Consider the following 17402-nt stretch of genomic DNA (forward strand, 5'->3'; position numbering starts at 1 on the left):
TGGCAAGCGCTTTTTGAAACAATTTTCTTAAGAAAATCAATCACTTGGCGCTTGCTCCGCGCCGCTTACTCAGCGGCGAGGGCGCGAACTATACGAGCTCGGGTGAGGCCGTGCAAGGCTTTTTTTCGATGCAGCGACAATTTCCGCTCTCGCGCCACTGTCGGTCCCCTTCCACTCTAGCCACCTTCTATCTTAGCCTCGCAAAAACACGATCACCATAAGCCGGAAAGACCCGATTCTCGTCTCAATCGCTGCCCTCGTCTTTATCACCGACACCGGCCTCCCGCCGGGAGCGCAGATGTCGCCACAACCAGATCGCCGGGCCGGAGCAGGTATAGACTACCGCGAGGGCGAGCAGGACTCTCGGCGGGTCGATGGTCACGAGACTGAAGATCAGGATGACCGCCAGCATCATCACAAAGGGGACCCGGCCTTTGAAGTCCAGCCCCTTGAAGCTGCTGTAGCGGAAGTTGGACACCATAAGCAGCCCCGCGGCCACGGTTACCGCTGCGGCGACAACGGCGAGGCCCATTCCCACATCTGCGTCGTGCCCCGCCCATACCATGCTGGCGACAATGGCCGCAGCAGTGGGGCTGGCGAGGCCGATAAAGACATTCTTGTCCACGGTGCCCACTTGGGTGTTGAATCGGGCCAGCCGCAACGCGGCACAGGCCACGTAGAGGAAAGCCGCGGCCCAGCCGAGCTTGCCCAGGTGGCCGAGCGCCCAGCTGAACACCACCAGCGCCGGTGCCAAGCCGAAGGAGACCATGTCCGACAGGGAGTCATACTGCACGCCGAAGGCGCTCTGGGTATCGGTGAGGCGGGCGACGCGGCCGTCCAGGCCATCCAGGATCATGGCCACGAAGATGGCAATGGCGGCAGCTTCGAAGTTGCCGTTCATACCGGCCACTATGGCGTAGAAGCCGCTGAACAGGGCGCCGGTAGTGATCAGGTTTGGCAGCAGGTAGACACCGCGGGCGCGGACCTTTTTGCCGCTGGCGGAAACCTCTTCCTCGATATGCTCATCGATCGGCAGGCGGCTCTCTTCAGCGTCGTCGCTTACCTCAGCACCTGTTACCTTCCTCTCTTCCCCTTTATCGCTCATATCGGCTCCATTAGTGCATTTGCAGGCGGCGAGTGTACAGCGATTGGCAGTGGTGCGCATATACACCCCACACAAACAAAAGCGGCGGGTCTCCCCGCCGCTTTTCAACCTGCCGCCCAGCTTTGTCAGCTGCTGCTTTCGGTCTTGTCGATGATCTTGTTGGCTTCGATCCAGGGCATCATCGCACGCAACTTGGCGCCCACCTGTTCGATCTGGTGTTCGCCGCTGATACGGCGCTCTGCCTTGAGGCGCGGCTGGCCGGCCTGGGATTCGAGGATAAAGTCCTTGGCGAACTTGCCGGTCTGGATGTCCTTCAACACCCGGCGCATTTCCTCTTTGGTCTCGTCGGTGACGATACGCGGACCGGTGACGTAGTCGCCATACTCAGCGGTATTGGAAATAGAATAGCGCATATCCGCAATGCCGCCCTGGTACATCAGGTCGACGATCAGCTTCAGTTCGTGCAGGCACTCGAAGTAGGCCATTTCCGGCGCGTAACCCGCTTCCACCAGGGTCTCGAAGCCGGCCATCACCAGTGCGGACATACCGCCACAGAGCACTGCCTGCTCGCCGAACAGGTCGGTCTCGGTCTCCTCGCGGAAATTGGTTTCGATAATACCGGAACGACCGCCACCGTTGGCGGAAGCGTAGGACAGCGCCAGCTCTTTGGCCTTGCCGGAGGCATTCTGGTAGATCGCGATCAGCGTGGGCACGCCGCCGCCTTCCAGGTAGGTGGAACGCACGGTGTGGCCGGGCCCCTTGGGCGCGACCATGATCACGTCCACGTCCTTGGGCGGTTCGATCAGTTCAAAGTGCACGTTAAAACCGTGAGCGAAGCCCAACACGGCACCGGATTTGAGGTTGGGAGCCACCTGTTCCCGGTAGATTACCGCCTGGTGCTCGTCCGGGGCGAGGATCATCACCACGTCGGCATCCCTGACCGCGTCCGCCACTTCCGCCACACGCAGTCCGGCCTTTTCCGCTTTCTGCCAGGAGCTGGAACCCGCGCGCAGGCCGATCACCACATTTTTAACGCCGGAATCTTTCAGGTTGTTGGCGTGGGCGTGGCCCTGGGAGCCGTAGCCGATGATCGCCACGGTTTTCTGTTGGATCAAAGACAAATCGCAATCTTTGTCGTAGTAAACTTGCATAAAAGCACTTCCTATCTCAAATCAAAGTTAAACACTTAAAACCTTTTCACCGCGGGCGATGCCGGACACACCGGAACGGACCACTTCCATAATGGTGTGTTCGCCCAGCGCCTGCAGAAAGGCGTCCAGTTTTTCACTGGTGCCGGAAACCTGCACCGTGTACATATTGCTGGTGACATCCACTATCTGGCCGCGGAAAATATCCACGCTGCGTTTCACCTCGTCACGCTGGGCACCGGTGGCGCGCACCTTCACCAATAGCAGTTCACGCTCGATATGTGCGCCCTCGGTGAGATCCACCAGCTTCACCACATCGATCAGCTTGTTCAGGTTCTTGGTGACCTGCTCGATCTTGTGATCGTCACCAATGGTTACCAGCGTCAAGCGCGACAGAGTTTCGTCTTCCGTCGGCGCCACAGTGAGGCTCTCGATGTTATAGCCGCGCTGGGAGAAAAGGCCCACTACGCGGGAGAGGGCCCCGGGTTCATTTTCCATCAGGACTGAAATAATTCTGCGCATCTTTGCCTACCCTTACGTCCGCTCCGTTTTGCTCAACCACATATCCCGCATGGAGCCGTTGGGCATCACCTGCATGGGATACACATGCTCGGACGGATCGACGTAGACGTCGATAAACACAGTGCGGTCCTTGATGGCGAAAGCCTCGCGCATTTTGTCGTGCAGCTCGTCACGGCGCTCGATCTTCATACCCAGGTGACCGTAGGCTTCGGCGAGCTTGACGAAATCCGGCAGCGACTCTTCGTAGACGCTGTGGGACAAGCGCCCCTCGTACTGCATCTCTTGCCACTGCTTGACCATACCGAGGGCCTGGTTGTTGAGGCACAGGATTTTCACCGGCAGGTGGTATTGGGTGGCCGTGGACAACTCCTGGATACACATCTGGATACTGCCCTCACCGGTCACGCACACCACATCCTGGTCCGGGTGGGCGATTTTCACGCCCAGCGCCGCGGGCAGGCCAAAACCCATGGTGCCCAGGCCGCCGGAGTTGATCCAGCGGCGCGGTTTGTCGAACAGGTAGTACTGGGCAGCGAACATCTGGTGCTGACCCACGTCGGAGGTCACGAAGGCGTCCCCTCCGGTGACCTCGTACATCGCCTTGATCGCCTCCTGGGGCATGATCATGTCGCCGTCGGTACGGTAGCGCGACGCCGTGTAGATACCGTGGCGCTCGCGCCAATCGTCGATCTGCCGCCACCAGTCGACGATCGCCGACTGGTCCGGCTGCTCCTCGGACGCCTTGAGCATTTCCAGCAGTTCGCCCAGCACCGACTGCACGGTGCCGACGATGGGAACATCGGCGACGATGGTCTTGGAGATAGAGGCCGGGTCCACGTCGACATGGATGATCTTTGCCCCGGGACAGAACTTGGCCGGAGTGTTGGTCACCCGATCATCGAAGCGCGCTCCCACCGCCAGGATCACATCCGCGTGGTGCATGGCGGTATTGGCCTCGAAGGTGCCGTGCATCCCCAGCATGCCCAGAAAGCGTTTGTCGCTGCCGGGATAGGCACCGAGCCCCATCAGGGTATTGGTCACCGGATAGTTCAGCCGCTGTGCCAGTTCGGTCAACAGCTCCGCACCGTCGCCCTGAACCACACCGCCACCGGCGTAGATCACCGGGCGCCTGGCGGACAGCAACAGTGCCATCGCCTTGCGGATCTGGCCGCTGTGGCCCTTGCCCGCCGGCGTGTAGGAACGCATGCGCAACTTTTCCGGATAGCGGTAGGGGAAGCGGTCCGCGGGATTGGTGACGTCCTTGGGCACATCGATCACCACCGGGCCGGGGCGGCCGGTGGTGGCGATATAGAAGGCTTTCTTGACGATCTCGGGGATCTCCTCGGCACTCGTGACCAGGAAGCTGTGCTTCACGATCGGCCGCGAACAGCCCACCATGTCCGTCTCCTGGAAGGCGTCCTCACCGATCTTGTCGCTGGCCACCTGGCCTGAGACCACCACCATGGGAATGGAGTCCATATAGGCGGTGGCGATACCGGTGATCGCATTGGTGGCGCCGGGGCCGGAAGTCACCAGCACCACGCCGGCCTTGCCGGTGGATCGGGCATAGCCGTCCGCAGCATGGGTGGCCCCCTGCTCGTGACGTACCAGAATGTGCTTGATTCCCTTCTGGCGGAAGATGGCATCGTAGATATGTAACGCCGCCCCCCCGGGGTAGCCGAAGATCAATTCCACCCCTTCATCCTGCAGCGCGCGAACCAACATATCGCCGCCGGAGAGTAATTCCACTGAAGCCCCCTTCAAATTTCCTGTTTCATAGGATATTCATCATCCAAAAGCCGGAAAAGCGCCGGACGACGAGAAAGTCAAACGGCGATTGTAAAGGAAAATGGTGACGAATATCAGCCTAAAGCACAATTTATGCCCAACTTTTAGGATAGCTTTGTCGGTACGGAATGTGCGCGCAAGCCGCACGGCCGACGACGAGGGGCCGGGGCGGGCTCGCAGGCCTCCAGGGTTGGGGGGAGACCTTCTCGACGGGGGCGGGGGCTTAACCCGCTGGGAGGTAGAAAACAGAGTCCACGGGGTGTGCGGTGATATCTACTCGCCGAGAGAGGGACTGATTCTGCAAACTGAGACCGGCCTGTCAACAAGAGATGACACAAAGTGTTAAAGCGGTTGTGGGAATGGCCCCGCAGGCCGGTACAATGGCGTGCGACAACTGACAATATAAAGAGGCAACCCATGCGCATCGCTCTCGCAGCTTTGATCACCGGCCTGGCAATGGCCGCCCAGGCGGACGGCATCTACAAGTGGGAAGACGAGAATGGGGTGGTGCATTTCGGTTCGCAACCGCCACCGCAGAAAGAGCAAGTGGAAGTGGTCAAGAAGCCCAAGTCGGACCGCTACAAGCAGTGGGAGTCAGAGCAGCAGGCATTGATGGCTCAGCAGCGAGCGAAAGAGCAAAAGGCCGAAGCCGAAAAGCAGCCCGCGGCAAAAGCCGAAACCAAGCCGGAACCCCAGAAGCAGGCCGGCCCCTCCCCCGCGGAACTCGCGATACGCGCCCAGCGCTGCCAGCAGGCGCGCGGCAACCTGCAGGAACTGCAGACCCACAGCCGAGTGCGCGAGGTGGATGCCAGCGGCAACCTGCGGGTGCTGGGCGAGAAGGAGCGTCAGGAGCGCATCGCGCGGGCGCAGCAGACGATTCGCGAGAATTGCTGACCGGATAAAACCCGGCCCCTACGCCAGTTGCCCGGACTTGTGATAATCCGTGCCCAGGTAGAGATACATCGCCGGCACCACAAACAGGGTGAACAGAGTGCCGATGGTCATGCCCGTGGCCACTACCAGTCCCATCGCGAAGCGCGCACCGCCGCCGGGCCCGGCGGCGATGAGCAGCGGCACCATGGCCAGTACCAGCGAGGCGGTGGTCATCAAAATGGGGCGCAGGCGGATGCTGGCGGCCTCTTCGATCGCTTCGCGCTTGGAGCGCCCCTCTTCCTGCAGTTTGTTGGCGAATTCCACTACCAATATGCCGTGCTTGGATATCACCCCGATCAATGTCACCAACCCCACCTGCGTGTAGATATTCAGGGTGGTGAGGCCGAGGCTGACAAAGATCATCGCCCCGCTCACACTCATGGGCACCGTCACCAGCATGATCAGTGGGTCCCGCCAGGATTCGAACTGCGCCGCCAGCACCAGGTAGATGACGATCAGGGCGAAGAAAAAAGTCACCACCAACTTGGAACCCTCGGTCTTGTATTGGCGCGACTGGCCGGAGTAATCGATGGAATAACCCGACGGCAGTATTTCCGCTGCGGCGCTCTCGAGAATTCCCAGTGCCTCTCCCAGCGTCACACCCGGGCGCGGCACGCCGGAGATGGTCACTGCGTTCAGCTGCTGGAAGTGCTTGAGTTGCCGCGGCTCCACCGATTCACGCAGGCTCACCAGAGTCGACAGGGGCACCAGTTCATCGTTGCCGTTGCGGATATAGTATTGCTTCAGCTGATCCCCGGTGAGGCGCTCCCTGCGCACCACCTGGGGAATCACCTTGTAGCTGCGGTTGTCGAGGGAAAAACGATTCGTGTAGTTGCCGGACATCATCGCACCCAGTTCGCGACCGATATCCACCATGGTGATACCCATGGCGGCGGCCTTGTCCCGGTTTATGACCACTGACAGCCCGGGCTTGTCCAGTTGCAGGTCGGAGTCCATAAAGATAAATTTTTTGCTGGCCCGCGCCCGCTCCATGATTTCGTTGGCAAAGGCGGCCAGGTTTTCCACCGGCTCGGTGGCGCCGACCACGAATTCCACCGGTAATGTACCGCCGGCGGTGGGCAGGCTCGGCGGCACGAAGGCGGCCACTTTCAACCCCGCTATCTGCGCCACTTCGCCACTGATAATTTCCTGCATCTGGGTCGTATCCCTGTCGCGCTTGTTCCAGGACTCCAGCACGAAACCGGCGATGGCGCTATTGCTGGAATCACCGCTCCCGCCGACACCATTCAGCAGAAAAATATTCTCCACCTCGCTGAGGCGCTCGGCAATTTCGTTCAGCTCGCGGGTGTACTGTTCCACGTAGTCCAGGGTCGCATAGGGGTCGGCGGTGGACAGGGTCAGGACCAGGCCGCGGTCCTCCTGCGGCTCCAGTTCCCGGGGGGAAGTGACAAAAAGAAAATAGCAGCTGGCCAGCACTATGACCCCGAACACCAGTATCACCAGGCGGTCACCCAGGGCGGAGTGCAATCTGTTGCGGTAACCCCGCTGCAAGCGGTGGAACTGGCGTTCCAGCCAGATTTCCAACCGCGTACCGCCGTTGTCGTCGTGGGGGCGTAGTATCCTCGACGCCATCATCGGCGACAGGGTCAGGGCGACCACACCGGACAGCAGCACAGCGCCGGCCAGCGAAAAGGCGAATTCAGTGAAGAGTGTGCCGGTGAGACCGCCGAGAAAACCGATCGGCAGGTACACCGCGATCAGGGTAGTGGTCATCGCCACCACCGGCCAGGCGAGTTCGCGCGCGCCTACAATCGACGCTTCCATCGGCGACATGCCCTCCTCGATATGCCGGTGCACGTTCTCCAGCACAATGATGGCATCGTCCACCACTATGCCGATCGCCAGCACCATCGCCAGCAGCGTCAACAGATTGATGGAAAAGCCCATCAGCAACATCAGGAAGAGCGCGCCCACCAGCGACAGCGGCACCGCGATGGCCGGGATCACTACACTGCGCACTGAGCCGAGAAACAGGTAAATCACCAGGATCACGATCAGCACTGCCTCTACGATGGTTTTCACCACTTCATTGATGGAGTCCTGGATGTATTCGGTGCTGTCATAGGGAATCTCGCCGATCATGCCCTCGGGAAGCTGCGGGAATATCTCGTCCTCAAGTTTTTCCCGCACCTGTTTGATCACCTCCAGCGCATTGGCATCCGGGGCGACCCGAACGCCGATAAAGGTGGCAGAACTGCCGTTGAAGGTGACCGAGGTATCGTAGGATTCCGCCCCCAGCTCCACCTCCGCCACTTCACCGAGTTGCACCAATTGATCGCCGTCGGCGCGCACCACCAATTTACGGAAATCCTCCGCCGAGGAGATATCGGTATCGGCTCGAATATCAATGGCCACCCGCATGCCCTTGGTGGCACCCACCGCGGCCAGCACATTGTTGCGCACCAGCGCCTCGCTCACGTCCCCTGGAGTAACTTCCAGCGCGGCCATCTCCGCCGGCTTCAGCCAGATGCGCATGGCGAAAATGCGACTGCCGATAATCTCTGCGCGCTGCACCCCGGCAATGGTGGACAGCTTGGGCTGCACCACCCGGGTCAGGTAGTCGGTGATCTGGTTGTTGTCGAGAATTTCGGAAGAGAAGGACAGATACATGGCCGCGGTGCTCTGTCCCACCGCCATGTCGATGGAGGAGTCCTCCGACTCTTCGGGCATTTCACTGCGCAGCCGGTTGACCTTGGCCACCACCTGGGTGAGCACTTCGTTGGAGTCATAGTCGAAGCGCACATAGGCCTGGATGATGGACACCCCCCGCACACTGGTGGACACCATATAATCGATGCCGTCGGCGGTGGCGATCTCCTGTTCCAGCGGCGTGGTGATAAAACCCTGCACCAGGTCCGCGTCGGCGCCTACATAAACGGTGGTGACGGTGATTACAGCATTTTCCAGTTCCGGATACTGGCGCACATTCAGCTCGGTGAGAGCGCGCAGGCCGAGCAGGAAAATAAACAGGCTCACCACTGAGGCGAGTACCGGTCTGCGGATAAAGATTTCCGTGAAGTTCAATCGCGGCTCCTAGCTTCCCCTCTCCCCCGGCCCCTCTCCCCAAGGGGAGAGGGGAGATGGCCGCCCCCCTCCCCGCTTGCGGGACAAATCCGCCTGGAGCGGATTTGGGCAGCCCTGCTGGCCGCAGGCCGAGCGCCATGGATGGCGCTCGTCACTGGGTTGGGGGAGAGGGCCTAACTGTTCTCCGGCTGTGGATTGGCCTCCGCCGGCGGTTTGTTCGCATTGTCGATATTCACAGGACTGCCATTGCGCAACTTGAGCAGGCCGCTGGTGGCCACCTGTTCGCCCTCGCGCAAGCCCTGCACTATCTCCACCAGGTCGCCGCGCTCTTCGCCGGTCTTGACCACGCGCTTCTGCGCGACGAGGCCGTCTCCCTCTTTACTTCTTTGCAGCACGAATACAGCATCGCCATAGGGGGCAAAGCTGAGGGCGGTGCGCGGTACTACCACTAGGCGCCGCTGTGTCGGCAGCTCTACCGATACTTCGGCAAACATCCCCGGGCGCAGCTTCTGTTCGGGGTTGCGCAGAGTGGCCTGCACCTGGAAATTGCGGCTGTCGCTATCCACCCGCGCGGCAATTGCCGTGATGCGTCCCTGAAAAACCCTCTTGGGATAGGCGTCTGAGGTCAGCTTGACCAACTGCTGCGGCGCGACCCGGGAGAAGTATCTTTCCGGCAGGAAAAAATCCACATAGATGGGATCCAGCTGCTCCAGGGAAACCACTGCCTGACCCGGGTCTACGTTCTGCCCCAGATCCACCAGCCGAATACCCAGCCTGCCGCTGAAGGGCGCAGTGACCCGGCGCTCATTCACGGTGGCGCGCTGCACCTCAATATTGGCCAGCACCTGTTCCAGGGTGCTGAGCGTTTGGTCCAGTTCCGCCTCGGTGGCAACGCCCCTTTCGAGCAGGATACTGGTGCGCCGGTGGTTGCGCCGCGCCAGGCGCAATTCCGCCTGCAGAACCTGCAACTGGGCCTTTTCCGGCTCCGCCGACAACTCCAGCATCAGTTCGTCCTTTTTCACGGTCTGGCCGGATTTGAAGTGGATGGCGCGGACCACTCCCTGGGCCTCGGTGGTGACATCGACGCCGTTGATCGCGCGCACTGTACCCACCGCCGAGAGACTCTCCCGCCAGATCTGTATTTCCGCGGCGGTAGAGGTCACCGTGGCCGGCGGCTGCGGCATGGTGTCGAAGGCCCTGTTCATCATATAGCTGCCGAATATCTTGAAGGCAAAAATACCGCCGAACAGCAGCGCGCTACCGAGCAGCATCAACAGCATGCGTTTGTTCACAACCCTATTAGACACTGAGCCATTCCACCGAATCGCGACTCCGGAATCCGCCAGCGACGCCGACAGCAGAATTCAGTTTATGAACAAATGGCTATTTGCGCCTGCGCCCTGCCGCGGAGTTGCACTCGGCTTGGCGCAAGTTTTTGGGTTGAGATGGTGTGTGGGGAAGGTATGCGGAGAGGATTTTTCTGTAGGAGCGGCCGTTGGCCGCGATCAATCTGTGCTATTGGCTGAGACCGATCGCGGCCACCGGCCGCTCCTACAAGGGTGGACAGGCACCTGTCAGCGGAAGACCGCCTTGTCGCCTTCGACTTCGGCGTGAATCGTATCGCCGGCGGCAAATTTGCCAGCCAGTATTTCCTGGGCCAGGGGATTTTCCAGCCACATCTGGATGGCGCGCTTGAGGGGGCGCGCGCCGTATACCGGATCGAAGCCCACTTCAGCCAACTTGTTCAGCAGGGGTTCCGTCACTTCCAGTTTCAAATCGCGATCCGCCAGGCGCTTGCGCAACTGGTCCAGTTGTATCTCCGCGATGGCGCGCACTTGGTTTTTTGCCAGTGGGTGGAAGACCACCACTTCGTCGATGCGGTTGATAAATTCCGGGCGGAAGTGTTCGCCCACCACCTCCATCACCGCGCCCTTCATCTGCCGGTAGTGAATCTCGCTGTCCAGTTCGTCATCGTCTTTGCTGCTGGCGTATTTCTGGATCAGGTCCGAGCCCAGGTTGGAGGTCATCACCACCACGGAATTGCGGAAATCCACCGTGCGCCCCTGCCCGTCGGTAAGGCGGCCATCTTCAAGTACCTGCAGCAGGATGTTGAATACTTCCGGGTGGGCTTTTTCCACTTCGTCCAGCAGGATCACCGAGTAAGGTTTGCGCCGCACCGCCTCGGTGAGGTAGCCGCCCTCCTCGTAGCCCACATAGCCGGGGGGCGCGCCGATCAGGCGGGCCACCGAGTGCTTCTCCATAAACTCGGACATGTCCACGCGCACCATGGCATCCACTGTGTCGAACAGGAATTCCGCCAGCGCCTTGCACAGTTCCGTCTTGCCGACACCGGTGGGACCGAGGAAGAGGAAGGAGCCGTTGGGACGGTTGGGATCGGAAAGGCCGGCGCGGGAGCGACGCACCGCGTTTGACACTGCCTGTACCGCCTCGTCCTGGCCGATCACCCGCTTGTGCAGGGCGTTCTCCATGCGCAATAGTTTTTCCCGCTCGCCTTCGAGCATTTTCGATACTGGAATACCGGTCCAGCGGGACACCACTTCCGCCACTTCTTCGTCGGTGACCCGGTTGCGCAGCAGGCGCGGCTCCTCGCTGCTCTCAATACTGGCGGCGACCTCGAGCTGCTGCTCCAGTTCCGGGATCACACCGTACTGCAGTTCGGACATGCGCGTGAGATCGCCGGCGCGGCGGGCGGCCTCCATATCCAGCTTGGCCTGCTCCAGCTTGTTCTTGATATCGTGGCTGCCGGCCAGCTGGGCTTTTTCCGCCTTCCATACCTCTTCCAGGTCGGAATATTCCTTCTCCACCTGGTGGATATCCTTCTCAAGTTTTTCCAGGCGCTTCTGCGCGGCCTCATCGTCCTTGTCTTTTTTCACCGCCTCGCGCTCGATCTTGAGCTGGATCAGGCGGCGCTCCAATTTATCCATGGACTCCGGTTTGGAATCGATCTCCATGCGGATGCGGCTGGCGGCCTCGTCGATCAGGTCGATGGCCTTGTCCGGCAACTGGCGATCGGTGATATAGCGCTGGGACAGCTTGGTCGCGGCAATAATGGCCGAGTCGGTGATATCCACCCCATGGTGTACCTCGTAGCGCTCTTTCAGTCCGCGCAGGATGGCGATGGTGTCCTCTTCGGTGGGCTCGTCGATCAGCACTTTCTGGAAGCGCCGCTCCAGGGCCGCGTCCTTCTCGATATATTTTCGGTATTCATCCAGGGTGGTTGCGCCCACACAGTGCAGTTCGCCGCGGGCCAGTGCGGGCTTGAGCATATTGCCCGCGTCCATGGACCCCTCTGCTTTGCCGGCGCCGACCACATTGTGCAGTTCGTCGATAAATAAAATGATGCGGCCTTCCTGTTTGGCCAGTTCGTTCAGCACCGCCTTCAGGCGTTCCTCGAATTCACCGCGGAATTTCGCCCCGGCGACCAGTGCGGCCAGATCCAGCGATAAAAGTCTTTTGTCTTTCAGCCCCTCCGGCACTTCACCGTTGACAATGCGCTGCGCCAGGCCCTCAGCGATGGCGGTCTTGCCCACACCCGGTTCGCCGATCAGTACCGGGTTGTTTTTGGTGCGCCGCTGCAACACCTGGATGGTGCGGCGGATTTCGTCGTCCCGGCCGATTACCGGGTCCAGTTTTCCCGCCACCGCGCGCTCGGTCAGGTCCAGGGTGTACTTGTCCAGCGCCTGCCGCGCGTCTTCGGCGCCGGCGTCGTCGACTTTTTCCCCTCCGCGGATTTTATCCACCGCGGCCTGCAGTTGTTTTACGTCGCCGTTGGCATTGAGGATTTTGGAAATCTCCCCGGCGGCGGCATCGAAGGCCGCCAGCAGTACCGTCTCGCTGGCGATAAAGGTGTCGCCGTTTTGCTGGGCTTTTTTATCCGCCAAATTGAAAAGCCGCGCCAGTTCCTGGGACATACCCACATCACCGGTCGGCGAACTGATGGTGGGGAGGCTGTCGAGACGCTTTGCCAGGTCGTTACGCAGGCCGTTGAGATTGAACCCCGCCTGGGAGAGAAATGCGGGCACACTGCCGCCGGACTGATCGAGCAGTGCCTGCAACAGGTGTTCCGGGTAGATCTGGTTGTGATCGCGGCCCACGGCGAGGGATTGCGCGTCGGCAATCGCGGCCTGCAGTGGAGTGGTCATTCGATCGATACGCACGGTTGCAAACCTCCCTCGATTTATTCGGCGACATTGCCAATCAGTCTAGTCAGCAATGTGCGGCCTGAAAGGAGGTTTTCAATGATCAAGCAACAATGATCAATGGTCATTGATCCAGATCAGTGACGCCATCCGCCCGGTGATCTTGTCGCGGCGGTACGAATAAAAGCGTTCGGGGTCGTTAACCGTACAGAAATCGCCGCCGTAGATTTCGCTGACCCCCAACCGTTCCAGCTCGGCGCGGGCAAGAGCATAGATATCGGCGCGGAAATGCAGCGGCTTTTGCGGATGCGGGCGGAAACATCCGGCCACGGCTTCGGCGTGCCCGCTGTCCAGCGCACTTTCAAAAAACGCCTCCAGCACATCGACACCGGTTTCGAAGGCGTCGGGACCTATCGCCGGGGCCAGCCAAGCCAGCAGTTCTTCTGGCGCGCAGTCCAATGCCTCCAGAGCGCTGCCCACGACGCCGCCGGCCAGTCCGCGCCAACCGGCGTGCACCGCGGCTACGCGGGTGCCGGATTTGTCGCACAGCAGCAGCGGCAGGCAGTCCGCGGTGAGCACGGCACAGACGGCACCCGGGGCGCGGGCAAAACTGGCGTCGGCGGTGCGCACCAGGCCGTCGGCCCGCGCCTCGACGGCCCTGTCGCCGTGAATCTGTTCCAGCCACTGGGGGTCCGCAGGCAATCCGAGCTCGCGACGCAGTTGGGCGCGATTGGCGGCCACCGCTTCCCTGTCGTCGCCCACGTGTTCCCCCAGGTTAAAGGAGGCGTAGGCGCCGACACTCTGCCCGCCGGAGCGCAAGGTGGTCGCGGCACGCACATTCTTCGGCGCGGGCCAATCGGGGAACAGGTAGTGGCCTGCGTTATCTGTCATCTGGCTTCTGGCCCCCCGTCCTCTGAATCGGCGCGCAACAAACCGAGCAGCCGCAGCATATCCGCCGGCATGGGAGCCCGCCAGTGCAGTTCCCCGCCGGTTTTGGGGTGCTGCAGCGCCAGCTCCGCCGCGTGCAGCGCCTGGCGCGGGAACTGCTGCAGCGCTTCCACCAGCTCGGGCGAGGCTTCCGGCGGCAGCTTGACGCGACCACCGTACAGCGGGTCGCCCACCAGCGGGTGGCGGATATGCGCCATATGCACCCGGATCTGATGGGTGCGGCCGGTCTCCAGCTTGCAGCGCAGCAGCGTGTGGGCGCGGAAGCGCTCCTGCACCCGGTAGTGAGTGATCGCTTCCTTGCCACCAAGCTCCAGAACCGCCATCTTCAACCGGTTCTGGCGGTGTCGGCCGATGGGCGCGTCCACTGTGCCACCGCCGGTGACCACACCCTGGGCGATGGCGTCGTACTGGCGGCTGACCGTGCGCGCCTTGAGCTGGGCCACCAGCGCAGTCTGCGCCGGCAGGGTCTTGGCCACCACCATCAGGCCGCTGGTATCCTTGTCCAGCCGGTGCACTATGCCGGCCCGCGGCACTGTCTCCAGTTGGGGGCAGTGGTGCAGCAGGCCGTTCAGGAGAGTGCCATCCGGATTGCCTGCGGCGGGGTGAACCACCAGTCCCGGCGGCTTGTCGATAACCAGCAGGCTGTCGTCCTCGTAGGCGATATTCAGGTCGATGGGCTGGGCAAGCCACTCGCCGCGGGCTTCCAGCTCGGCGCTCAGCCGCAGTTGCTCACCGCCAAACAGCTTGTCTCTGGGCCTGGCCGTGCGGCCGTCCACGGTCAGCTGCCCCCCCTTGATCCAGGTTTGCAGGCGGGCGCGGGAATAGTCGGGAATTAATTCGGCCGCGGCCTGGTCCAACCTGTGTCCGGCCAGGTGTGCGGGTACTTCGATATCCAGTGCCAGTCGGTCGGTCATGATACTTTGGGCAGCTCCGCGACTGTGGTTAAATGGCGGGCCGCCGATTTGGTTGCCTATAATGGCGGCCAGTGTAATCAGGTAGCGGGCAATAAGGTAGAGCGTAATAATGATAGAGCGAGGGGCTATGCAGGCCTGGAAAACACTGTGGTTTGTTGTACTGTCCGCGATCCTGGTCGCCTGCGCCAGCACCGATGAGGAAGACGAAGAGGGCCTGCCCACCGGCAGCCGCACCGAACAGGCCTTTTACGAGGCGGCGCAGCGTCAACTGAGATCCAGTCAGTGGGACTTGGCGATCAAGAACCTGCGCGCGCTGGAGGACAATTTCCCGTTCGGCAGCTACGCCGAACAGGCGCAGCTGGAACTGATCTACGCGTACTACCGCAACAACCAGAACGACGCCGCCATCGCTTCGGCGGACCGCTTTATCCGCCTGCATCCCCAGCACCGCAATGTGGACTACGCCTATTATATGAAGGGCCTCGCCTCTTTTACCGAGGGCACCGGGCTGTTCGAGCGTTTCCTGCCCACGGATATGACCAGCCGCGACCCCGGCTCGGCGCGCGAGTCCTTTGCCTATTTCGCCCAGTTGATGGCCCGCTACCCCGACAGCCGCTACGCGCCGGATGCGCAGAAGCGCATGACCCACCTGCGCAACCTGCTGGCCCGCTACGAGATCCACGTGGCCAACTACTACTTCAAGCGCGGCGCCTACCTGGCGGCCGCCAACCGCGGCCGCTATGTGGTGGAGAACTTCCAGCAGACCCCGGCGATACCGGATGCGCTGGCGGTGATGGTGCAGGGCTATCACATGCTGGAAATGCCGGAACTGGAGGCCAACGCCCTCACCGTGCTGCGAACCAACTATCCCAATTACCCCGCTTTCCGCAGTGACGGCAGCTTCAATTACAACTACTACAAGGGAGCCAGCGGCCGCAGCCTGGCGCACCGCCTGACCCTGGGGCTGTTCGAGAAGTCCGATCCGCGAGGCTTCGACACCCGCGAGCAGTACAACCCGGAGTACCGCCGGGGGGGAGAGGAAGCGCCGCTGCCGCCCGAATTGATGTAATCAGGCTCGAGTGGCCGGTGTAGGTTGCCGGCCACTTACCTCTCCCTACTCCCCCGCCTTCCAGCCATTGGTGATCGGGTAGCGACGGTCGCGACCGAAGCCCCGCTCAGAGATGCGCACCCCCACCGCCGCCTGGCGACGCTTGTATTCGTTGCGGTCCACCAGCCGCACCACCCGCTCCACTGTCTCGCGCTCGAAGCCCCGGGCGATGATTTCCTCGGCGCTGCAATCGCGCTCGATGTACAGGTTGAGGATCTGATCGAGTTGGTCGTAGGGTGGCAGGCTGTCCGAGTCCACCTGGTCCGGTGCCAGCTCTGCGCTCGGCGGACGGGTGATCACCGTCTTCGGGATCACTTGGGAGATGGTGTTGCGGTAGCGGGCCAGTTCAAAGACCAGTGTCTTGGGCACATCCTTGAGCGCGTTGTAGCCGCCCACCATATCGCCGTAGAGAGTGGCGTAGCCCACCGCCAGCTCGCTCTTGTTGCCGGTGGTGAGTACCATGGCGCCCTTCTTGTTGGAGATCGCCATCAGCAGCATGCCGCGGGCGCGGGCCTGGAGGTTTTCCTCGGAGGTGTCCCGCGGACTGCCGGCAAACTCCTCCGCCAGCGCCTGCATGCAGGCGTCGAAAATGGCTTCGATACTGATCACCCGGTAGCGGATGCCGAGCCTCTGCGCCTGGTCGGCGGCGTCGTTCTTACTCAGGTCCGAGGTGTAGCGGAACGGCATCATCACCGCCTCCACCCGCTCCGCGCCCAGGGCGTCCACGGCGATGGCCAGGGTCAGCGCCGAGTCGATGCCACCGGACAGCCCCAGCACCACGCCGTTAAAACCGTTCTTGTTCACATAGTCGCGCACCCCCAGCACCAGGGCCTGGTAGACCGAGGCCAGGTCCTCCAGCGCCGGCGCTATCTCTCCCCGCAGGGTGGCCTCGCCGCCATTCCATTCGACGGTGACCGGCAGCAGGTTCTCGACGAACTCCGGCGCGCGCGCGCGGAGCTCGCCGCGGGCGTCCACGGCGAAGGAGGCGCCGTCAAATACCAGTTCGTCCTGGCCACCGTACCAGTGCGAGTACACTACCGGCATTTTTCCGGCCCGTGCCCGCTCTCCCATCAGTTGCAGGCGCTCACCCACCTTGCCCCGGTGAAAGGGAGAGGCATTGATATTGAGCATCAGTTTGGCGCCGGCGGCGGCGGCCTGCTCCATCGGCTCCGGGCGCCAGAGGTCCTCGCAGATGGTGATCGCGGTGGGGATTCCCTTGATATCCACCACACAGGGCCCGTCGCCGGGCACGAAGTAGCGCATCTCGTCGAACACCTGGTAGTTGGGCAGCTTCTGCTTGGCGTATTCGGCCACCAGCTCGCCGTTCTCGATCAGGCCCGCCATATTGAATACGGCGCCGTCGATCGCGCGCGGATAGCCCACCAGAACCGCGCAGGGCAGCTCCGCCGCCAGCAGCTGGGCCAGGGCGCTTTCGATGCGCCGGTACATACTCGGCCTCAGCAACAGGTCTTCCGGCGGGTAACCGCACAGGGTCAGCTCGGGGAACAGCACCAGGTCGGCGCCGTACTCCCGGTGCGCGCGCCGCGCCACTTCCACCACCTGCGCGGTGTTGCCGGGGATATCCCCCACCAGAGAATTGATTTGTGCCAGCACTAGCTGCAAAGTAGACATCTTCGGACCTCGGACCAGTGAGGCCGCTATTGTAATGGCTGCGTCGGGGTACGACAGTACTGACGGGCAAAACAACGAGAAACAATGCCTTGAGAACTG

12 protein-coding genes are annotated in these 17402 nt (G+C 61.7%); 2 read left to right on the forward strand and 10 right to left on the reverse strand.

Annotation, left to right across the window (positions count from 1 at the left end; all coding sequences use genetic code 11):
• Window positions 1-244: 244 nt before the first annotated feature.
• From pssA to FHS09_RS18865, 4 genes are all read right to left on the reverse strand, one after another.
• Window positions 245-1105, reverse strand: a complete 861-nt coding sequence (pssA, locus tag FHS09_RS18850) for a CDP-diacylglycerol--serine O-phosphatidyltransferase (protein ID WP_183462823.1) — start codon at window positions 1103-1105, stop codon at window positions 245-247.
• A gap of 125 nt (window positions 1106-1230) precedes the next feature.
• Window positions 1231-2256 carry a ketol-acid reductoisomerase gene (gene ilvC / locus FHS09_RS18855; RefSeq protein ID WP_183462825.1) on the reverse strand — a complete coding sequence of 342 codons (1026 nt, stop codon included), beginning with the start codon at window positions 2254-2256 and terminating at the stop codon, window positions 1231-1233.
• Window positions 2257-2283: 27 nt separating this feature from the next.
• A complete protein-coding gene (gene ilvN / locus FHS09_RS18860; protein ID WP_183462828.1) occupies window positions 2284-2775 on the reverse strand; it encodes an acetolactate synthase small subunit in 492 nt (163 codons plus the stop codon).
• 12 nt (window positions 2776-2787) lie between these two features.
• Window positions 2788-4524 carry an acetolactate synthase 3 large subunit gene (locus FHS09_RS18865; RefSeq protein WP_183462830.1) on the reverse strand — a complete coding sequence of 579 codons (1737 nt, stop codon included), beginning with the start codon at window positions 4522-4524 and terminating at the stop codon, window positions 2788-2790.
• Between the two features lie 456 nt (window positions 4525-4980).
• Here FHS09_RS18865 and FHS09_RS18870 point away from each other — a divergent pair, with 456 nt between their 5' ends.
• On the forward strand, window positions 4981-5457 hold the full coding sequence (locus FHS09_RS18870) for a DUF4124 domain-containing protein (RefSeq protein ID WP_183462831.1): 477 nt from the start codon (window positions 4981-4983) through the stop codon (window positions 5455-5457).
• 18 nt (window positions 5458-5475) lie between these two features.
• On the opposite strand, the gene FHS09_RS18875 is transcribed toward FHS09_RS18870, so the two are convergent.
• The 5 genes from FHS09_RS18875 to rluD form a co-directional block, all read right to left on the reverse strand.
• Window positions 5476-8541 (reverse strand): efflux RND transporter permease subunit, encoded by a 3066-nt coding sequence (locus FHS09_RS18875; RefSeq protein ID WP_183462834.1) that lies wholly within the window; start codon window positions 8539-8541, stop codon window positions 5476-5478.
• A gap of 173 nt (window positions 8542-8714) precedes the next feature.
• Window positions 8715-9848: an efflux RND transporter periplasmic adaptor subunit gene (locus FHS09_RS18880; protein ID WP_343057526.1), complete on the reverse strand. Its 1134-nt coding sequence runs from the start codon at window positions 9846-9848 to the stop codon at window positions 8715-8717.
• Window positions 9849-10115: 267 nt separating this feature from the next.
• A complete protein-coding gene (clpB, locus tag FHS09_RS18885; RefSeq protein ID WP_183462836.1) occupies window positions 10116-12719 on the reverse strand; it encodes an ATP-dependent chaperone ClpB in 2604 nt (867 codons plus the stop codon).
• Between the two features lie 99 nt (window positions 12720-12818).
• Complete coding sequence (pgeF, locus tag FHS09_RS18890) at window positions 12819-13592, reverse strand: peptidoglycan editing factor PgeF (RefSeq protein ID WP_183462838.1); 774 nt, start codon at window positions 13590-13592, stop codon at window positions 12819-12821.
• On the reverse strand, window positions 13589-14563 hold the full coding sequence (gene rluD / locus FHS09_RS18895) for a 23S rRNA pseudouridine(1911/1915/1917) synthase RluD (RefSeq protein WP_183462840.1): 975 nt from the start codon (window positions 14561-14563) through the stop codon (window positions 13589-13591). The genes pgeF and rluD overlap by 4 nt, the downstream gene beginning before the upstream one ends.
• A 127-nt stretch (window positions 14564-14690) precedes the next feature.
• Between rluD and FHS09_RS18900 the strand changes: the two genes are divergently transcribed.
• Window positions 14691-15632: an outer membrane protein assembly factor BamD gene (locus FHS09_RS18900; RefSeq protein ID WP_183462843.1), complete on the forward strand. Its 942-nt coding sequence runs from the start codon at window positions 14691-14693 to the stop codon at window positions 15630-15632.
• Window positions 15633-15677: 45 nt separating this feature from the next.
• Here the strand turns inward: FHS09_RS18900 and FHS09_RS18905 are convergent, their stop codons facing one another.
• Entirely contained in the window at window positions 15678-17303 is a 1626-nt protein-coding gene (locus FHS09_RS18905; RefSeq protein ID WP_183462845.1) for an NAD+ synthase, read from the reverse strand.
• Window positions 17304-17402 lie beyond the last annotated feature (99 nt).

Source organism: Microbulbifer rhizosphaerae (assembly GCF_014191725.1).
In the GTDB taxonomy this organism is placed as follows: Bacteria; Pseudomonadota; Gammaproteobacteria; order Pseudomonadales; family Cellvibrionaceae; genus Microbulbifer; species Microbulbifer rhizosphaerae.

Excerpts from the sequence above, each read along its gene's own strand:
- pssA (WP_183462823.1), bottom strand. The coding sequence starts at position 1,105 with ATGAGCGATAAAGGGGAAGAGAGGAAGGTAACAGGTGCTGAGGTAAGC.
- ilvC (WP_183462825.1), bottom strand. The coding sequence starts at position 2,256 with ATGCAAGTTTACTACGACAAAGATTGCGATTTGTCTTTGATCCAACAG.
- ilvN (WP_183462828.1), bottom strand. The coding sequence starts at position 2,775 with ATGCGCAGAATTATTTCAGTCCTGATGGAAAATGAACCCGGGGCCCTC.
- FHS09_RS18870 (WP_183462831.1), top strand. The coding sequence starts at position 4,981 with ATGCGCATCGCTCTCGCAGCTTTGATCACCGGCCTGGCAATGGCCGCC.
- pgeF (WP_183462838.1), bottom strand. The coding sequence starts at position 13,592 with ATGACAGATAACGCAGGCCACTACCTGTTCCCCGATTGGCCCGCGCCG.
- rluD (WP_183462840.1), bottom strand. The coding sequence starts at position 14,563 with ATGACCGACCGACTGGCACTGGATATCGAAGTACCCGCACACCTGGCC.
- FHS09_RS18900 (WP_183462843.1), top strand. The coding sequence starts at position 14,691 with ATGCAGGCCTGGAAAACACTGTGGTTTGTTGTACTGTCCGCGATCCTG.
- FHS09_RS18905 (WP_183462845.1), bottom strand. The coding sequence starts at position 17,303 with ATGTCTACTTTGCAGCTAGTGCTGGCACAAATCAATTCTCTGGTGGGG.